The sequence below is a fragment of the Bacillus mycoides genome (genome assembly GCF_000832605.1).
Lineage (GTDB): Bacteria > Bacillota > Bacilli > Bacillales > Bacillaceae_G > Bacillus_A > Bacillus_A mycoides.
This window is the reverse complement of record NZ_CP009692.1, coordinates 3,632,326-3,651,381: the sequence shown is the minus strand read 5'-3', so window position 1 is coordinate 3,651,381 and position 19,056 is coordinate 3,632,326. Positions and strand designations below refer to the sequence as shown.

Genomic DNA, 19,056 nt, shown 5'->3' with positions numbered 1-19,056 from the left:
TAAAAAAATTAATGTTCTTAAAATGAAAGTATGGTACAGTAATCGTGAGCAAGCTAATATTTGTTCATGAAAGTGTTAAAAACTAGTTTTAAAATCAAGAAATTATTTTTGTATAATAAATTATAATGAAATAACAGGGGGAATGAATTTTGAAGAAATTCATAATCGCTGGATTGTCTGTATTGTTATTAGTAGGCTGTGGTACTCCAAAGGAAAAAGAGGATGCACAGTCAAACCAGGAAGAACAAGTTGTAAATGCAAGTGATGAGAATATGGTCGTATTTCCTGAAGGAGCAGTGCCAATCGGAGAAGGGAAAGTAAAAGTAACTACTCCAGATGGTACTTCTGAAAATGGCAATATACCAACTGTATTCATAAAAAAGGATACTTTAATTCAGCAAGTCGAATTAGAACTTTCCAATTTTCAAAACGATAAAGAAACATTTGTATTTGTAGATCAAATATTTGCAGATAAACATCAAGTAACTAGTACAACACAGACAACAGTACAATTAAAAGAAAAGACGCTTGAGACAGGTAGTCATACGATTACCGCAGCTCAGTTTGAAAACAATGACCCAAAAGGAAAAGTCATTAGCTTGAATCAAGCGACGTTTGAAACGAAACCTGCGTCTTAATATGGAAAAAAGTACATTACTCAAAAGTAGTGTACTTTTTAGTTTGGATTGAATTATGTCATTGAGAATAATTTGTTTCACTTTCTAGTACGAATGAATAGAAAGAACTTATTCTTTACTATCATGTAAGAGGAAGGAATTGAAAGTTTGAAACGAGTTATTCGTATTTTCTTATTTATTATAATGTTTTCGGTCATTTGGTTTACTTTACAAGAGGCGGTTGAAGTTACGCTCAATTATCACATTCATGACTTGTTAATTGGAGCTGTATGTTTTGTCATTGTGTATCGGTTTTATCAAGCCTTAACGGACAATAAGAACCCCACTTGAAAATTCGGCACATGCGAGGAAGTTAGGTGGGAGATCAACTTGCCCGTAAAAGCCCGATTGGTGAAGGATAATACCCCCCCTATGATTAAAGTTTCGCTTTATGATAAACTCGGATTAAGGTAAGTATTGAGTTGGAAATGTAGGGATTTCATTTGAAATGTCGAATAGTACATACGATGTCGTAATAACAAATTTTCTATTGTTTACTGTGAAACAGAAGAAGGAGAGATTGTAGTTATGAAAAGAGCTCTTATAAATATTGATTATACATATGATTTTGTAGCTGAAAAAGGTGCTTTAACATGCGGGAAACCAGGTCAAGAAATTGAGAAGGAACTTGTAAGTGTAACGAAACAATTTATTGAAAAAGGTGATTACGTAGTATTTGCGATCGATAAACATGAAGACAATGATGTATATCATCCAGAAGCGAAATTGTTTCCACCTCATAATATAGCAGGTACAAATGGAAGAGACTTATTTGGTGAATTACAAGATGTATGCGAGAAATATAAAAATGCAGAGAATGTATACTATATGGACAAAACACGTTACAGTGCTTTTGCAGGAACGGATCTAGAAATGAAGCTAAGAGAAAGAGGAATAGAGGAAGTGCATCTTATAGGTGTATGTACAGATATTTGCGTCCTTCATACAGCAGTAGATGCTTATAACAAAGGGTTTCAAATTGTGGTTTATGAAAAAGCAGTAGCATCTTTTAATGCGCAAGGGCATGAATATGCACTTGGACATTTTAAATCTTGTTTAAATGCAGAAGTGAAGTGAAAAAAAGAGGCCTTCAAAAGGTCTCTTTTTCACATTTAAATAGAGACGACTTGCTGTTGAATTAACTTTTTAATGAACGGGCTAATCTTTTCTGGTAGCCCATTTAAATCAAAAAATTGTACATGTAATGATTTAGCTTCGTCTGCTTTTAACGAGGTGAGTATTGCGGACTTAAAAGAAAGTCGTTTATAAAAAATTCTATTGTAATATCCCTTTAGAGGATTAAAAAGGGTTATAGTAAATAGAAAAGAACATCTGAAGTTGAAAGATTCATTAAAGGGTTATATTGTTGAAGATGAACAATGAATACAAATACATAGTTAAGAAAGTACGATTTAAGATCAGGATAAAAGATGTTTCGAAAACAAGTGTTGAGATGATAAATGCGTATTTAAAATATAGTAGCTTTGTATGAAATTTTTATTAGTAAGGAAGTGGATGGATGAGTTTATTAACGTATACTGAAGAGTTTTTTAATTATGTAAGGGAATTTTTACTTTTAAGGTTTTTACTATTTGCTTTAGTTCTTATCATTATTTCTTTTGTTATAAATCGCATTATTGATTGGTTTTTTAGAAAATCAAGCTTTTTTGATGAAGAGGTAGAGCAGACAATTCAAAGTGTAATTCGATCTATTTTTAGGTATATCATTATCATCAGTCTTATCATATATTTAATTAGTCAATTTGTAGATATAAAAAGTATTATTGCAGGTGCAGGGATAGCGGGAGTTGTCATCGGTTTTGCTGCACAACAGATGCTAAAAGATGTAATATTAGGCTTTGCAAGATTAGCGGACAAAGAGTTCCGTGTTGGCGATTTTGTTACTTTTAACGGAACAAATTCAGGAACCATTGAGGAAATTAGTATTCGTTTTATGCAAATTCGTGAATGGTCAGGAAAACTCCTTACCATACCACACGGAGAGATTAGAACGATACAAAATTTTAATAAAGGATGGATGCGAGTTATTGAACGCATCACGGTAAGTTATCAGGAAGATCCTACAAGAGTTAAGGAATTGTTAGAAGAAGTGTGTGTTATTTGTAATGAAAAATTGGATCAAGGTCTTTATAGAGTAGATGATGAAGCTGTTGAACCATTTAAATATGTTGGAGTTACAGACTTAAATCCTAATCTTAAATATGTTGGATATGAATTTTGTATTACAGGTTTGATTAAACCGGAAGATTATTTTGAAACTTCTAGACAAGTAAGATTTGAATTAATGTCTATTTTTCATAAAAATCAAGTGCAAATGCCAGCAGCGAATATGTTCGTTAACACTGAAAGTTTACAGAATATCCATGTGGGACAATCTTTATCAGACAGTTAATGAAAACTAGCTAATTTCTGTTTTGGTTTAGAATTTAGATTTGAATGAACTGTATGGGATATCTCCGAAAAAAGAGCTGAAGGAATTCGGTTCTTTTTTGTTTGTAGTATTTTGAAATTTCTTAATGTTATAATGGTAGTTGGTGATGAGAATGAACATAGATGAAAAAGAGATGCATCGTTTAGAGGCATTAAAAGAAATTGCTGAGTTACTAAATGAAGCAACAAACTTACAGGAAATGTTAGGAAAAGTATTACATACATTATTACAAGTTATGAATTTACAAACAGGGTGGATATTCTTTATTGATGAAAGTGGAAAGCATCGTATGCTTGTAGACCAAAACTTACCCCCAGCTCTTACATGGCAGGAAAAGAAGCCGATGTGTGAAGGCGATTGTTGGTGTGTAGAACGTTTTGTGAATGGAAGATTGGAAAAAGCAACAAATATTATTGAATGTAAACGAATAGAGGATGCGATTGAATGTAATTGGGGCGAGACAGAAGATGTTACACATCATGCGACAATCCCGCTAAGATCTGGATCAGAGAAATTTGGTCTATTAAATGTAGCCTCGCCTCATAAAACACATTTTTCAGAGGAGGAGTTAGCGTTATTAGAAGCGATTGCATTTCAAATTGGAACGACAATACAACGTATTCAATTAGTTGAGAAAGAACGAAAATATGTAGTTGTAGCTGAAAGAAATCGATTGGCTCGTGATTTACATGATTCTGTTAAACAATTGTTATTTTCAATTATGCTAACAGCGAAAGGGACTCTAAATATGACGAAGGATAGAGACTTGCAAGAGATGTTAAGTTATATTGGAGAATTATCACAGGAAGCATTACAAGAGATGACACTTTTGATTTGGCAATTAAGGCCTGAAGGATTAGAGAAAGGTTTAGCAGAAGCGATTCAAAATTACGGAAAACTGTTAGGGATTCAAGTGGAAGTTCGAATTGATGGAATGGTTTTAATTGAAGATGAAATAGAAGAAGTTTTATGGCGTATAAGCCAAGAGGCATTACATAATTGTAAAAAACATGCCTCATGTGAAAAAGTATGTGTTCATTTAAGGATAGAAAATAATAAGTTGCATTTTTACATAGAAGATAACGGAATAGGATTTATACAGGATCAAGTAAGAGAGTCAGCACTTGGCTTGAAAAGCATGAAAGAACGAATTGAATTAATGAGGGGAATTTTTCGAATAAAAGCAGAACCGGAAAAGGGGACAAAGATAGAAATTCAATTACCGGTTTGAGAGGGAGAACGTCAGTGAAAATTAAATTATTACTTGTAGAAGATCATCATATCGTTCGAAGGGGACTCGTATTCTTTTTGAAGACGAGAGAAGAATTTGAAATTATTGGGGAAGCAGCAAATGGTGAAGAAGCATTAACATTCGTCCAAGCAGAAAGGCCAGATGTAGTATTAATGGATTTATCAATGCCGAAAATGGATGGTATTGAAGCGACAAAACGTATAAAACAATACGATGAGACAATAAAAATTCTTATGCTCAGTAGTTTTTCAGAACAAGATTACGTTTTACCAGCATTAGAAGCTGGGGCAGATGGTTATCAATTAAAAGAAGTGCAGCCAGATCAACTCGTTGCGTCAATCGTTGCGGTATATCAAGGAAATGCAAATTTTCACCCGAAAGTAACACCAGCACTATTAGGACGATCAGCAGTCAAGAAAGAAAAAGAGAATCCTTTTTCTATGTTAACAAAAAGGGAGCAAGAAGTACTTCGTGAAATTGCGAAGGGAAGAAGCAATAAGGAGATTGCAGCAGAACTTCATATTACAGAACAAACTGTGAAAACACACGTTTCTAACGTATTGGCTAAATTGGAAGTAGATGATCGTACACAAGCTGCCTTATACGCAGTAAAGCATGGGGAAAACTAGAAATACGTATGAATAATTGTGTCATATGTTACGGTAGAATACATAGGAGCAAATAAAATGTATAGAGATGCCGAATAAAGGTTTTTCTTCTTTCAATAATTAGGTACAATAAAGTGAAACTTTAATCAGTGGGGGGGCCATCCCCACTGATTATTAGTTGAACCAATCGGGTTTTTACGGGCAGTTGATCTCCCACCTAACTCCCTTGCATTCATCGAATTTTGAGGTGGGAGTCTTACTGCCCGTTAATACGGGATAAAGCTACTATGGAAGGGGAAGATACGCTATGCCTGGTACAAAAAGTGGGATTGGAAAGATTCAGGCTTCGTTAAATGGTTTATCACCGAAATTACGAAGTATTGCCGAACATATTTTGAAACATCCACAAGATGTTGTACATAAATCGATTACGGAATTAGCGGAAGTTACGAATAGTTCCGAAGCAACGATATTCCGCTTATGCAAACACTTAGGTTTTCAAGGGTTCCAAGACTTGAAAATTACATTAGCTCGTGAGATTGTACATACCCCGATGCAAAATATTCATGAGGAAGTATCGGTAGAAGATAATATTGTCACTGTTGCTAAAAAAGTTTTTCATTCACATATTACAGGACTGCAAGATACATTACATTTGTTAAACGATAACGCGTTGGAACAGGCAGTAAGTGCGCTGAATGAAGCGAAAAGAATTGAGTTTTATGGAAATGGTGGTTCAGGTATTATTGCGATGGATGCTTATCATAAGTTTATGAGAACGGGTATTTCTTGTATTGCTCATACGGATTCACATTTCCAAATTATGGGAGCTGGCTTGTTGACAAAAGAAGCGGTGGTCATTGCAATTTCTCATTCAGGCAGTAATAAAGGTTTACTTGAAGCGTTAGAAGTAGCGAAAGCAAGAGGGGCCAAAATTATTGCGATTACGAGCTATCAAAAATCGGCATTAAGCCAACTTGCTCATATAACATTATATACTTCGACGCGTGAGACAGAATTTCGTACAGAAGCAAGTTCGTCACGATTAGCGCAGCTTAGTTTATTAGATACTTTGTATGTGGGATTGTCATTGCAGCGACAAGAGGAAACACTACAAAATTTACAAAGTATACGTGAAACTATTTCGATGAAGCGAATATAAAGGGCTCTTCAAATGAAGAGCTTTTTATATTGGCGAGTAGTCTGTTGATATACCCTCTAGATCTACTTGTTCTAAGTGTCTATAGAAGTATGCCAATTACCTATAATAATAATCTCTCATCTTTTAGACCATTCATTTTTTAAACCTCGATATTTTGCATATGAAATTTAACAAGTAGCTTGATACATCAAAATACGTATTGGGTAATAATTCAAATATTGTTCAATGTTTTACAATAAGCTTATGAAATTCCATGTTATGATGAACCTGTAATGATGATTGAACACTTAAATTTGGTACAATAATTAGCCAAAATAGTGAGGACAGTAGTTGTGAGATAAACTCATTAAAACTCTAAAACACTAAAGGGGAGATCACATATGAAAGCAGTAGTAGTTAATAAAAACAGCAAAGCAAATATTGAAGTTATTGAAAAAGAATTACGTCCGTTACACTCGGGTGAAGCGCTAGTAGATGTAGAGTATTGTGGAGTTTGCCACACTGATTTACACGTTGCGAATCATGATTTTGGAAACACCGATGGCCGCATCCTTGGTCATGAGGGTGTAGGTATTGTTACTAAAATTGCTGATGATGTTACTTCACTAAAGATAGGTGACCGTGTAAGTATTGCATGGATGTTCCAATCTTGTGGACGTTGTGAATATTGCGTAACGGGGAGAGAAACATTCTGCCGTGAAGTGAAAAATGCTGGTTATTCAGTAGATGGTGGTATGGCTGAACAATGTATTGTTACAGCTGATTATGCGGTGAAGGTACCAGAAGGATTGGATCCTGCTCAAGCATCATCAATCACATGTGCGGGCGTAACTACATATAAAGCTATAAAAGTATCAGACATTAAACCTGGTCAACCTATCGTAATCTATGGTTGTGGTGGATTAGGTAACCTAGCTATTCAATATGCTAAAAACGTATTTGGTGCAAAGGTAATTGCAGTAGATATCAATGACGACAAATTAGCCTTAGCAAAAGAAGTTGGTGCTGATATGACTATCAATCCGATTTCTCAAGGTCCTGCTGATAAAATTGTGCAAGAGGAGTTTGGTGGTGCTTATGCTGCTGTAGTAACAGCAGTTTCTAAAGTAGCATTCAACTCAGCAGTTGATGCAGTACGTGCTTGCGGTAAAGTAGTTGCGGTAGGTTTACCAGTAGAAACTATGGATTTAAACATTCCACGACTTGTATTAGACGGGATTGAAGTAGTTGGTTCTCTAGTTGGTACTCGTAAGGATCTGGAGGAGGCATTTATGTTCGGCGCAGAAGGAAAAGTAGTGCCAGTTGTTCAAACGTGTTCTCTAGATAAAGTACAAAATGTATTCGAAGAAATGGAACAAGGTAGAATTCAAGGACGTATGGTAATCGATTTTAAACAGCATAATTGTGATTGTAAATAATTCATTTTAAATATAAAAAGCATGAGTCTAGCAAAGGATATGTAAAAAAGTTAGACGGCATAAAAAAGATGATCCCTCGTATTCAATAGGGATCATCTTTTTTATATTCTACTAATATCAATGCCAATTAATACTTGATTGATGAGACATGATTAAAAGTTCACTTTATTTGCAAACGAAAAAGAATCTTTATTTTTAACAAATTTTTTATGATCTGGAACGGTTTGAATTGCTACAACTTGCGAATCTCTTGCTTTCAGTGCATCTTGAATCCCGATTGTCATAAGCTTAATAAAAAGAATCGTAATAAAGAATGAAACGAGAGTATAAAAAATGATCCACCATGAAAGATGCATTTCATAACGATTTAATCCAATAAGACCTGCCCAATCATTAGATAGAGAAACAGGTTTGGGTACTCCGTCATAGAGTTCCCGCATTTGTATCCCGCCAATTACAATGTTAAGCAACGCTAAATGGATAACGAGTATGAGTGCTTGGACGATATGTTCCATGAATAACACAAATAAGCGATCAAGTAATAAGACTCGTAAATGTTTTTTGATAATATGAAAACGGCTAGCACCCAGTAATTGTGAACTTAAAATGTAATCTCGTTTCATAAATTCATCAACCTCAGAGGAGATATATAAAGAAAGTGTAGGTAGAGCGACGAAAATAAGTACGAGAACTTGATAAAACGTAAATGAAATATTTGGATCTAATCTATCAGCATTTGATGTAATTACAATATTAACGGGCGTGATGAGTATGAATGCGATAAATAGAGTTGGGATATAATAAAAAACTTCTGAGCATGCCTGGAAAAATCTCTTGAATCTTGGAGCGTATAAACTTAAGAGGATTCCTATACATGTTCCGCATAAAATTCGAAAGAAGCTAATTGCCACGGCTAATAAAATGGTGAATTTTGCTCCTTCTACAATTTGTAAGAAAACAGACTCTCCAAAACGATCAGATCCAAAAGGTGGCATTAACGATGGCGAAAAGGGGGCCTTTCCAAGTAATTCGTTATTGTCATTGTAAAGTAACTGAGGAGGTTTTGGGATGTTATCTTTAAAGAACCAACTATAAATAAAACTAGCTGAAACAAGTATGAATAGATAAGTAAACCCGATTAAAAATCGTTTTGATTTCCAAATAGATTTCATAATGCTGCTCCTTTCAATTGCTTTTGCCATCTATTCATCATGAATGAGATTATTTGAAAAATGGCATAAAACGGTAAAATAATCATAACAAGTATGATAAATGCAGCTGGAGGTGATATAAACGCCTTCTTAAATAAAAATTGAATAATGCCTTCCATATTAAAAACAAATTCTAAAATGAATAAGTTAGAAAGTAAGAAAACAAAAATCGTTTTTAAATGGTGAAAGAAGTGGATAGATATATTTTTGAATAAATGAATGCATAGTATATAACTTGATGAAAGTCCTTTTCCATATGCAACCTCTACGTAATGTTTTTCATGTTCTTCTTTTATGTATAACACCATCATCCGAAACATTTGTAATGTAGGTAAGACTGCTAAAGATAAAATAGGGAGTAAATAAGCTCGATTTTCATTAAAAGAAATAATGGTGACAGGAGATTCCCCGAATTTCTGAAGTACCCATATGAAAAATATTTGCAAACAAATCATCATCATCATATCAGGGACAGCTTCTAATATGAACACAATTCGGTTTATCCATTTTTTTATATAATCTTTTGCTAAAAAATAAAAAAATGCCATACTAGATGATAGAAAGAGTGCAAGCAAAAAGGCTATAAATAATACAGTAAATGAATATAGGTAGGGTTCTAAAACAGTTGGAAATAATGGTGTCTTTTTGAAATGACCAAATTTCGGGTCTGATCCTATAACTACTAATGATTCAGGGGAGAAAACCTGTTTTAACATAGTAACGATCTGATTAAAAAAATGAATTGGTTGAAAAGTGAATCCCTGTTGAGTGATAAATAAATAAGGTAAATTTAGTAATAGTAAGAGTGATAAAAGAATTGATGAAAGTTTTATTGTGAATTGAGATATTTTATATAACATTAAATCCCTCCGACATCTTTTTACAACATTATACAATAAAATTCATATTTTGTTTTGATTTTTCAGAAAAATATAAATACTATTAGATTTTATAGTATGGGACATATATTTACAAGGTAAAAAAGTGATAGTAGGGAGCCACGCCCTATGTCCATCAAGCTAAGAAAACGAGAACTTATATATTATTATCTTTAGGTGGAGGGGAAAGAATGTTTGATAAATTAAAAAGGTTATTTAAAAAAGATAAAGAGAATGATTAAGAAGATGAGAGGTACATTTTGGTTTGGAAAAAATTTTCTTTTCATAACTTGATTTATGAAAAAATATTTTATATACTAATTCATGTAAACGGTTTACTAGATCGTATTTTGCTAGAAACGAAGGGAAGGTTCGCATGGAAACAAGGGGGAGAGTAATCGGGGTTGACATCGGTACCACAAGTACGAAAACGGTTGTATTCACTGAAAAAGGAAAAGTCGTTGCTTCACATGCAATTGATTATCCAATTATTCAACCGAAGGTCGGATGGGCTGAGCAAGATCCTGATGTAATATGTGCTGCTGTATATAAAACTGTAAGCGTTGCCATCGAAAAGTGTAATGTGTCACCGGAAGATATTTCTTCAATCGGTATTAGTACAGCAATGCACGCCTTAATTGCAGTAGATGAAAACGGTGCGCCGTTAACGCGCTCTATTATTTGGGCAGATAATAGAAGCACAAAGCAATCAGAAAAACTATTACAACAAATGAATGGTCATGACATTTATAGAAGAACTGGTACACCGATTCATCCGATGTCACCACTTTCTAAATTACTGTGGATGAAAGAAGAAGAAACGGAGTTATTCAGAACTGCGTATAAATTTATTTCCATTAAAGAGTATGTCATTTATCAATTATTCTCACGCTATGTAGTTGATCATTCAATTGCATCAGCTACTGGGTTATTTAATTTAGAAACATTAAACTGGGATGAAGATGTTTTAACTATGTTAAATATGTCACCAGAACAATTATCAACACCTGTACCAACTACATATATTTTATCGGGAATGAAACCGGAATTAGCACAAAAGATGGGCATTCATGAAGATACTCCAGTTGTTATTGGTGCGAGTGATGGTGTTCTTGCAAATGTAGGTGTCGGTGCAATATCGCCTGGTTCAGCTGCAATTACGATTGGAACAAGTGGTGCAGTTCGAACAATTTCATCAAATGTCAATACAGATGAAAAGGGAAGAACGTTTTGTTACGCATTAACAGATGAGCACTGGGTTATCGGTGGGCCAACGAATAACGGCGGAATATTACTGAGATGGTTACGTGATGAATTTGGTAGCCCAGAGCAAGAAGTTGCAAAGAAGCTTGGAATTGATCCTTATGATTTATTAATTAAGTATGCAGAAAGTGTACCAGCTGGAGCAGATGGATTACTATTTTTACCGTTTCTATCTGGAGAACGTGCACCCTACTGGAATGCAAATGCTCGAGGTACATTCTTCGGGATAAACCTTCAGCATAAACGTGAACATTTCATACGAGCAGTTATGGAAGGTGTTTGTATGAGTGTGTATTCAGTAGCACTTGCCATTCGAGATTGTACAGGGCCACTTACTGAAATACGTGTTTCAGGAGGCTTTGCGAAATCTGCATTTTGGAGACAAATGTTATCTGACATGATGGGGAAAGAATTGCTTGTTCCAGAAAGTCATGAAGCATCTGCGCTTGGGGCAGCAGCACTTGCTTTGTATGCAATTGGGAAAATTGATTCTCTTGAAGAGGTGAAGGATTGGATTGATATTGTCCATCACCATGTACCGAATAAAGAAAATACGGCTTTATATTTAGAGATGTTTTATATGTATGAACGACTTTACAATCGTTTGAAAGAAGAATTTGATTGTATAGCTGCTTTCCAACGTAAACAATAGGGGGATTGGGAGAAATGGTAGTTGGGATCGTACTAGCGGCTGTTGTTATATTACTTTTACTAATTACGGTAGTAAAATGGCATCCATTTGTCGCGTTAATTTTAACAGCAATCGGAGTTGGGCTAGCAATGGGGATGCCCTTAATTGGAACTTCACCACAACATCCGGGGATTATCGATTCTATTAAATTAGGTCTTGGTAATACGTTAGGGTTTTTAGCGATTGTTTTAGCTTTAGGAACAATGCTTGGAAAAATGATGGCTGAGTCTGGCGGTGCTGAACGAATTGCAAACACATTAATTGGACGTTTTGGGAAAAAGCGTGTTCACTGGGCAATGATGTTCGTTGCATTTTTAGTAGGGATTCCGGTGTTTTTCCAAGTTGGATTTGTACTATTAATTCCGTTAGTATTTACAATTGCGTTAGAAACAGGGGTATCACTTATTACAATCGGAATTCCGCTAGTAGCAGGTCTTTCGGTTGTACACGGACTTGTTCCACCGCATCCAGCAGCAATGGCAGCGGTAGGTATATTTAAAGCAGATGTAGGGAAGACAATTTTATATGCATTAATTGTCGGACTTCCAACTGCAATAATTTCAGGTCCGCTTTATGGGAAATGGATCGGTGCTCGTATACATAAAGAAGTACCATTAGAAATAGCGGAGCAATTTATTGAAAGAGATAAGAAGAAGGAACTTCCTAGTTTCGGAAATACATTGTTTACTATTTTACTTCCAGTATTTCTTATGCTTGGTGCATCCATTGCGGAAGTAGCGTTAAGCAAAACGAGTCAACTTGCACAAGTATTGCACTTTATTGGAGATCCAATAGTCGCATTATTAATTGCAACGATATATTCTTTCTTTAGTCTTGGCTATGCAAAAGGATTTTCTAAAGACAAAGTCTTACAATTTACAAACGATTGCTTAGGTCCGATTGCAAACATACTGTTAGTTATCGGTGCAGGGGGCGCATTTAATAAAGTGTTATTAGATTCTGGGATCGGAACTACAATTGCGGAGATGGCGAAAGAATCGCATATTTCACCGATATTATTAGGTTGGGGAATTGCTGCACTTATCCGAGTTGCAACGGGATCGGCTACTGTTTCTATGATGACAGCAGCTGGAATTGTAGCACCGATTGCAGCAAGTACACCAGGAGTAAATGTAGAGTTACTGGCACTTGCAACAGGAGCAGGGTCATTAATTTTATCGCATGTAAATGATTCAGGATTTTGGATGATTAAAGAGTATTTCGGAATGACTGTGAAAGAAACATTATTAACATGGACTGCAATGGAGACAATATTATCTGTTGTAGCACTTGGGCTAATTTCGTTATTAAATATATTTGTATAGAATGGGAGATTGATTAATATGAAACTAGGTTTAATTGGATTAGGAAAAATGGGATTCCCATTAGCTGAACACTTACATGAAGACAAGCATGAAGTAGTTGTATACGATGTAAATAATGAGCTTGTTGAAAAGGCAGGGGAATTAGGGATTACTGCCCGTCATACGTTAAAAGAAATGATTGCTGAACTAGAAGCACCTCGTACAATTTGGGTAATGGTACCTGCAGGAGAAGTTGTCGAGTCAGTACTAAAAGATGTATATCCATTATTAGAGGAAGGCGATATCGTTATTGAAGGCGGAAATTCATTCTATAAAGATACGTTACGCCGTGCTGAAGAAGCGAAAAGCTTTGGTTTACATTATGTAGATATCGGTACATCAGGCGGTGTGGAAGGAGCTAGATACGGTGCTTGCTTAATGGTTGGTGGAGAAAAAGAAATTTATGATCAACTAGAACCTTTATTTAAAGATTTAGCAGTAGAAAATGGTTATTCATATGCAGGCCGCGTCGGTAGTGGGCATTTCTTAAAAATGGTTCATAACGGTATTGAATACGGAATGATGCAAGCAATCGCTGAAGGATTTGAAGTACTAGATAAAAGTGATTTTGATTTCAATTATGAAGATGTTGCAAAAGTATGGGCGAACGGATCAGTTATCCGTGGTTGGTTAATGGACTTAACTGAAAAAGCATTTGCAGATGATCCAAAACTTGATGGCATTAAAGGTGTAATGAACTCTTCAGGAGAAGGGAAATGGACTGTTGAAACTGCGCTTGAATTACAAGCAGCGGCACCAGTTATCGCTATGTCATTATTTATGCGCTACCGTTCACAAGAAGATGATACATTCCACGGAAAAGTGGTTTCTGCACTTCGTAATCAATTCGGTGGACATGAGGTTGTGAAAAAATAGGAAATATTAGTTTTGTGAAACTCATACGAAAGTATGAGTTTTTTTTTATTTCTCATACTATTTAATGAAAGTTTTTCCCTCTTTTTACTGTGTTTTGTATAGAAATTTCTGATAATATATAAATATAACTTGAAAACAAAGGGGAGAAATAATTATGAGACTAGTCGTTATTAACGGTACACCAAGAAAGTTCGGTAGAACTCGCGTCGTGGCAAAATATATTGCAGAGCAATTTGAAGGGGAGTTATACGATTTAGCAGTAGCGGAATTGCCTTTATATAATGGAGAAGAATCACAACGTGAATTAGAGGCAGTAAAAAAATTAAAAGCTTTAGTGAAAGCTGCGGATGGAGTAGTACTATGTACACCGGAATATCATAATGCGATGAGTGGAGCGCTGAAAAATTCGTTAGATTACTTAAGTAGCAGTGAATTCATCCATAAGCCTGTCGCATTACTAGCAGTTGCTGGAGGAGGTAAAGGGGGAATAAACGCATTAAATAGTATGCGTATTGTAGCTAGAGGCGTTTACGCAAATGCAATCCCAAAACAAGTAGTACTTGATGGATTACATGTGCAAGATGGTGAACTGGGAGAAGATGCAAAACCATTGATTCATGATTTAGTTAAAGAATTAAAAGCATATATGAGCGTATATAAAGAGGTGAAAAAACAACTAGGAGTTGAGTGATATGTCCTCTCTTTATTATGATTCTCGCTTGTACTACATTCTAGGAGCCAATAGTTTATCTGCTATTGGCTCTGGGATTGTTATGATAACGATTCCGTGGCTATTGATTAAGGAAAGTGGGGGAGAGACAACGTTTGGGTATATTTCTATCGTTGCAACTCTCATCATGTTTTTACTAACACCATTCATTGGGCAAAGCATAGATCGTTTTTCAAGAAAATCTTTATTGTTATGTAACGAAGGTATCGGGATAGCCATTATAGGAATGATGGCTATTTGGGGATTTGCTGGGCAATCATACAATTCTATTCATTACATTATTATTTATATAGCAGGTTCTTTCTATTATCTATTATTCTATCCCACAATATTTGCATTTAACCAAGAAATATTTCAATCAGAGCATTATAAAAGTTTAAGTGGCACGATGGAAATACAAGGACAATTAACGCAAGTTATTTCAGGTGCAGCTGCTAGCTTTTTAATTGAGATTATTTCTTTGAAATGGATCTTGTTAGTGGATATGTTAACTTTTGCAGGAGCATTTTTCCTGTTCTTATGTATACCATATGTAAAGAAAAAAGAAGTAAAAGGGAAAGTAACCTTTAAGAAGCAATTGTTCGAAGGAATTCACTTTATGAAAAAGCGCCCTAAGTTATTTTGGTTTTTACTCGCGACTTATATGCCGTTTATCGGTGTCATGATGGCAAATTATTTAATCCCAGTATATATTTCAGATATACTCAAAGCTAGTGCCTCTGTATACGCAATTGAAGGTATGATGTACGGTGTCGGAGCGGTTCTTGCAGGAATAAGTATTCCAATCATGATGAAATATGTCAAAACAGAAGTTTCAATCGTTATGACGATGTTCATTTATGTAATTTCAATTACCGTAATGATTATTGAGCCTTCCATTATGTTATTATATGGACTAGCGATTTTTCATGCGATTGGAAATGCTGGAACGAGAGTGGCGAGAAATGTATTGATGATGGAAGAAATTCCAAATGAAGTAATGGGACGTGTGGACAGCTTATTTCGATTAATTGGTACAGGAATTCGAATTGTATTATTAATGTTGTTTACGGCAGGCGTATCTAAAGCAGGGGTGATGATCCCGTTTTATGTACTGAGCTGTATATTGATCCTATCATTAGGGATTGCTTTTTATTATGTAATTTCAAAACGTAAAACGGAAGCGAATGTGTCTAATAAATCAATTGTTTAAAAAATACTTCTGCCTCCTTTTCTTTTTCTATATAATAAAAAGAAAGGGAGTGTTAACTTATTTATGAACAAATGGATATTGCTTATAATCTTATTACTACCGCCGCTATACATCATTTATATGACGTTTCGAATGAATAAAGTTGCTCGTGAAACATTGAGTAATCACTCTCCATACGTTCTTATATTAGGTGCAAAGTTATTTGGAGATAGACCGTCTTTATCTCTTCAAAATCGTTTGGATATAGCGTTGGAATATTTACATGCTCACCCTGAGGTGAAAGTAATTGTTTCAGGTGGTCAAGGGGAAGATGAAGATATACCGGAAGCTCACAGTATGAGAAACTATTTAATGGTACATGGTATAGATGAGAATCGTATTTTAATTGAAGACCGCTCTACAAATACGTATGAAAATTTAAAGTTTAGTATGGATTTATATGATGTAAAGCATGCGGTAGTTGTAAGTAATACGTATCATTTATATCGAACGAAAATAATTGCAAAGCGTTTAGGGATAAAGATGGAAGCTTTGGCTGCTGAAACACCGAGACGCTCTAAGAAAAAAGCGTATGTGCGTGAATATGCTGCAATTATGAAAACAATATTGTTCGACCGTTAGAGCTCAAATGAGAGCTCTTTTTTTGTATAATAAAGCGTATCATTTGAAATGAATGCTATATTCCATCAAAATAAAGGAAACAACATGAAAGGAGTTGTGTCTGTGATTCAATTTAATCATGTGTCAAAAGCGTATGAAGATGGCACAAAAGCAGTGGATTCATTGCATTTAGAAATTAAAAAAGGAGAATTTTTTGTTCTCATTGGTCCGAGTGGTTGCGGGAAAACAACGACAATGAAGATGATTAACCGTTTAATTGAAACGACGGAAGGATCAATTTTAATCGATGGAAAAGATATTCAACAATATAACATAAACGAACTACGTTGGAATATAGGGTACGTGTTGCAGCAGATTGCGCTGTTTCCACATATGACAATTGCTGAAAATATTGCAGTTGTCCCTGAAATGAGAAAATGGACCAAAAAGGAAATAAAAGCACGTGTCGATGACTTGCTACAGATGGTTGGGCTCGATCCAGATGTATATCGTGATCGCATGCCAGATGAATTGTCGGGAGGACAGAAACAACGTGTTGGTGTCGTACGGGCATTAGCCGCAAACCCGAAAATTGTACTTATGGACGAACCATTTAGTGCGTTAGATCCGTTAAGTAGGGAGCAGCTTCAGAAGGATATCGTACAACTGCAAAAAAAGATTCAAAAAACAATCGTGTTTGTAACGCACGATATGCAAGAGGCTTTATCACTTGGTGATCGTATTTGTGTAATGAAAGAAGGAAAAGTTGTTCAATTAGATACACCAGAAGGAATTATACATAACCCGAAAAATGAGTTTGTAGAGGAGTTCATTGGAAATCGTGGACGACCTTGGTATGAGGGGAAGAGTATAGAAGAGGTATTGCCGCTAGACGAGGGTATACGAGTTGAAGGGAATGCTTTATCTTTACAGTCGTCATTACAAGAAGCACTAGTCCGCTTACAAACTGAAGAGTCAGTGCCGGTTGAAGAGCATGGTCAATATGTTGGAGCGTTAACAAGTCGTCATATTGTCAATTACATTGTTGAACAAATGAAGGAAAGAGGCTAAACAGTGACTGATTTTATTCAAACGTTCCAAGAACGAAAAGTAGAATTGCTAAGTGCATTAAGTGAGCATTTACAAATATCGCTTATTTCACTATTTTTTGCAGTAATTATTGCAGTGCCGCTCGGCATTATATTAACGAGAAAAGAACGAATGGCTGAATTTATTATAGGGACTTCTGCTGTTATGCAGACAGTGCCCTCACTTGCTTTACTTGGACTATTAATTCCGTTAGTAGGAATTGGAAAACTGCCAGCTATAATCGCATTAGTTGTGTATGCACTATTACCTATTTTACGAAATACATATACAGGAATACGGGAATTAGATGAATCACTTATAGAAGCGGCGAGAGCTATGGGGATGAATAGCTGGAAAAGATTATGGAAGGTAGAGCTTCCGCTCGCATTGCCAATTATTATGGCTGGTATTCGTACAGCGATGGTATTAATTGTTGGAACGGCTACATTAGCTGCTTTAATAGGCGCTGGTGGGCTCGGTAAGCTCATATTATTAGGTATAGATCGAAATGACCATGCGCTTATCATTTTAGGGGCCGTACCAGCTGCGTTACTCGCTTTATTCTTTGATATAGTACTTCGCATACTTGAGAGCCCGAAACGCTCTTCTAAGCGCGTCATATTGACGATATGTATAGTTGTAGTAATGATAGCTGCTCCATTTCTTTGGAATACCGAAAAGAAAGACATAGTTATTGCTGGTAAACTTGGATCTGAACCAGAAATATTAATTCAAATGTACAAGCAACTTATTGAACAGGATACAGATTTACAGGTGGAATTAAAGCCAGGCCTTGGAAAAACAGCATTTGTATTCGAAGCGTTAAAATCAGGTGAAGTAGATATATACCCAGAATTTTCAGGTACAGCTTTATCTACTTTCGTGAAAGAAGAACCGAAAAGTACAAATCGTGATGAAGTATATGAACAAGCTCGTATTGGAATGGAAAAGAAATATAATATGGTTATGTTAAAGCCAATGGAGTATAACAATACATACGCACTAGCCATGCCGAAAAAAATAGCAGATCAAAATAACATAAATACAATTTCTGATTTAGGAAAAATTGCACAGGAAGCTAAAGTAGGATTTACATTAGAATTTGCTGATCGTGAAGATGGTTATAAAGGAATGCAAAAATTATATAACTATAAGTTTTCAAATGTTAAAACGATGGAACCGAAACTGCGCTATAGTGCAATACAATCGGGAGATGTTAACGTAATCGATGCATATTCAACAGATAGTGAATTGGAGCAATATGGGCTTAAAGTGCTAAAAGATGATAAAGGACTATTCCCGCCTTATCAAGGAGCACCATTATTAAGAAAAGAGACGTTACAGAAATATCCTGAACTCGAAAAAGTATTAAATGAATTATCTGGAAAGATTACAGATGAAGAAATGAGAAAAATGAATTATGAAGTAAATGTGAATGGGAAAAGTAGCGAAGAAGTCGCAAAACAATTTTTACAAAAAGAGAAGTTACTTCGTTAATTTTACAATAAATATACAATTTTATATGTATGAAATGACCGTTCATTACAAAATGAACGGTTTTTTTGTGCATACTTATACATTTTTTCAAAAAAG

18 protein-coding genes and 1 pseudogene are annotated in these 19,056 nt (G+C 35.3%); 16 read left to right on the top strand and 3 right to left on the bottom strand.

The window, feature by feature from the left end:
- The first annotated feature begins 149 nt into the window (after positions 1–149).
- The 3 genes from BG05_RS20505 (at position 150) to BG05_RS20500 (ending at position 1,754) form a co-directional block, all read left to right on the top strand.
- Positions 150–638, top strand: coding sequence for a putative periplasmic lipoprotein (locus tag BG05_RS20505; RefSeq protein WP_002065200.1), 489 nt, complete (start codon positions 150–152; stop codon positions 636–638).
- A gap of 147 nt (positions 639–785) precedes the next feature.
- Positions 786–968 (top strand): hypothetical protein, encoded by a 183-nt coding sequence (locus BG05_RS29985; protein ID WP_012260876.1) that lies wholly within the window; start codon positions 786–788, stop codon positions 966–968.
- A 237-nt stretch (positions 969–1,205) separates the two neighbouring features.
- Positions 1,206–1,754 (top strand): cysteine hydrolase family protein, encoded by a 549-nt coding sequence (locus BG05_RS20500; RefSeq protein WP_003189011.1) that lies wholly within the window; start codon positions 1,206–1,208, stop codon positions 1,752–1,754.
- A gap of 35 nt (positions 1,755–1,789) precedes the next feature.
- Here BG05_RS20500 and BG05_RS29980 read toward each other — a convergent pair.
- Positions 1,790–1,909, bottom strand: a pseudogene (locus BG05_RS29980) (NUDIX hydrolase); the annotation flags it as partial.
- Positions 1,910–2,196: 287 nt separating this feature from the next.
- On the opposite strand from BG05_RS29980, the gene BG05_RS20495 reads away from it, so the two are divergent.
- The 5 genes from BG05_RS20495 to adhP all read left to right on the top strand — a co-directional run bounded on the left by BG05_RS20495 (position 2,197) and on the right by adhP (position 7,569).
- Positions 2,197–3,090 (top strand): mechanosensitive ion channel family protein, encoded by an 894-nt coding sequence (locus tag BG05_RS20495; RefSeq protein WP_002127215.1) that lies wholly within the window; start codon positions 2,197–2,199, stop codon positions 3,088–3,090.
- Positions 3,091–3,241: 151 nt separating this feature from the next.
- Complete coding sequence (locus BG05_RS20490; RefSeq protein WP_002031724.1) at positions 3,242–4,360, top strand: GAF domain-containing sensor histidine kinase; 1,119 nt, start codon at positions 3,242–3,244, stop codon at positions 4,358–4,360.
- 14 nt (positions 4,361–4,374) lie between these two features.
- The gene (locus BG05_RS20485) at positions 4,375–5,010 is read left to right on the top strand and encodes a response regulator (RefSeq protein ID WP_002127217.1); all 636 of its coding nucleotides are present in this window, start codon (positions 4,375–4,377) and stop codon (positions 5,008–5,010) included.
- A gap of 286 nt (positions 5,011–5,296) precedes the next feature.
- Positions 5,297–6,151 carry a MurR/RpiR family transcriptional regulator gene (locus tag BG05_RS20480; RefSeq protein ID WP_002012688.1) on the top strand — a complete coding sequence of 285 codons (855 nt, stop codon included), beginning with the start codon at positions 5,297–5,299 and terminating at the stop codon, positions 6,149–6,151.
- Positions 6,152–6,531: 380 nt separating this feature from the next.
- Positions 6,532–7,569: an alcohol dehydrogenase AdhP gene (gene adhP, locus BG05_RS20475; protein ID WP_002012687.1), complete on the top strand. Its 1,038-nt coding sequence runs from the start codon at positions 6,532–6,534 to the stop codon at positions 7,567–7,569.
- Positions 7,570–7,721: 152 nt separating this feature from the next.
- Here adhP and BG05_RS20470 read toward each other — a convergent pair whose 3' ends face one another.
- On the bottom strand, positions 7,722–8,741 hold the full coding sequence (locus BG05_RS20470; RefSeq protein WP_002127221.1) for an ABC transporter permease: 1,020 nt from the start codon (positions 8,739–8,741) through the stop codon (positions 7,722–7,724).
- Positions 8,738–9,640: an ABC transporter permease subunit gene (locus BG05_RS20465; RefSeq protein WP_002127222.1), complete on the bottom strand. Its 903-nt coding sequence runs from the start codon at positions 9,638–9,640 to the stop codon at positions 8,738–8,740. Before BG05_RS20465 ends, BG05_RS20470 begins: the two co-directional genes overlap by 4 nt.
- A gap of 394 nt (positions 9,641–10,034) precedes the next feature.
- Between BG05_RS20465 and gntK the strand changes: the two genes are divergently transcribed.
- The 8 genes from gntK to BG05_RS20425 all read left to right on the top strand — a co-directional run bounded on the left by gntK (position 10,035) and on the right by BG05_RS20425 (position 18,960).
- Positions 10,035–11,573 (top strand): gluconokinase, encoded by a 1,539-nt coding sequence (gene gntK / locus BG05_RS20460; protein WP_003189016.1) that lies wholly within the window; start codon positions 10,035–10,037, stop codon positions 11,571–11,573.
- Positions 11,574–11,587: 14 nt separating this feature from the next.
- On the top strand, positions 11,588–12,937 hold the full coding sequence (locus BG05_RS20455) for a GntP family permease (RefSeq protein ID WP_000260210.1): 1,350 nt from the start codon (positions 11,588–11,590) through the stop codon (positions 12,935–12,937).
- A gap of 18 nt (positions 12,938–12,955) precedes the next feature.
- Positions 12,956–13,852 carry a phosphogluconate dehydrogenase (NAD(+)-dependent, decarboxylating) gene (gene gnd / locus BG05_RS20450; RefSeq protein ID WP_002127226.1) on the top strand — a complete coding sequence of 299 codons (897 nt, stop codon included), beginning with the start codon at positions 12,956–12,958 and terminating at the stop codon, positions 13,850–13,852.
- 154 nt (positions 13,853–14,006) lie between these two features.
- Positions 14,007–14,543: an NADPH-dependent FMN reductase gene (locus BG05_RS20445; RefSeq protein WP_003189021.1), complete on the top strand. Its 537-nt coding sequence runs from the start codon at positions 14,007–14,009 to the stop codon at positions 14,541–14,543.
- 1 nt (position 14,544) lies between these two features.
- On the top strand, positions 14,545–15,774 hold the full coding sequence (locus tag BG05_RS20440) for an MFS transporter (protein ID WP_033733940.1): 1,230 nt from the start codon (positions 14,545–14,547) through the stop codon (positions 15,772–15,774).
- 63 nt (positions 15,775–15,837) lie between these two features.
- Positions 15,838–16,395 (top strand): YdcF family protein, encoded by a 558-nt coding sequence (locus tag BG05_RS31270; RefSeq protein WP_002127228.1) that lies wholly within the window; start codon positions 15,838–15,840, stop codon positions 16,393–16,395.
- Positions 16,396–16,497: 102 nt separating this feature from the next.
- Positions 16,498–17,445 carry an ABC transporter ATP-binding protein gene (locus BG05_RS20430; RefSeq protein WP_033708119.1) on the top strand — a complete coding sequence of 316 codons (948 nt, stop codon included), beginning with the start codon at positions 16,498–16,500 and terminating at the stop codon, positions 17,443–17,445.
- 3 nt (positions 17,446–17,448) lie between these two features.
- Positions 17,449–18,960: an ABC transporter permease/substrate-binding protein gene (locus tag BG05_RS20425; protein ID WP_002127232.1), complete on the top strand. Its 1,512-nt coding sequence runs from the start codon at positions 17,449–17,451 to the stop codon at positions 18,958–18,960.
- Positions 18,961–19,056 lie beyond the last annotated feature (96 nt).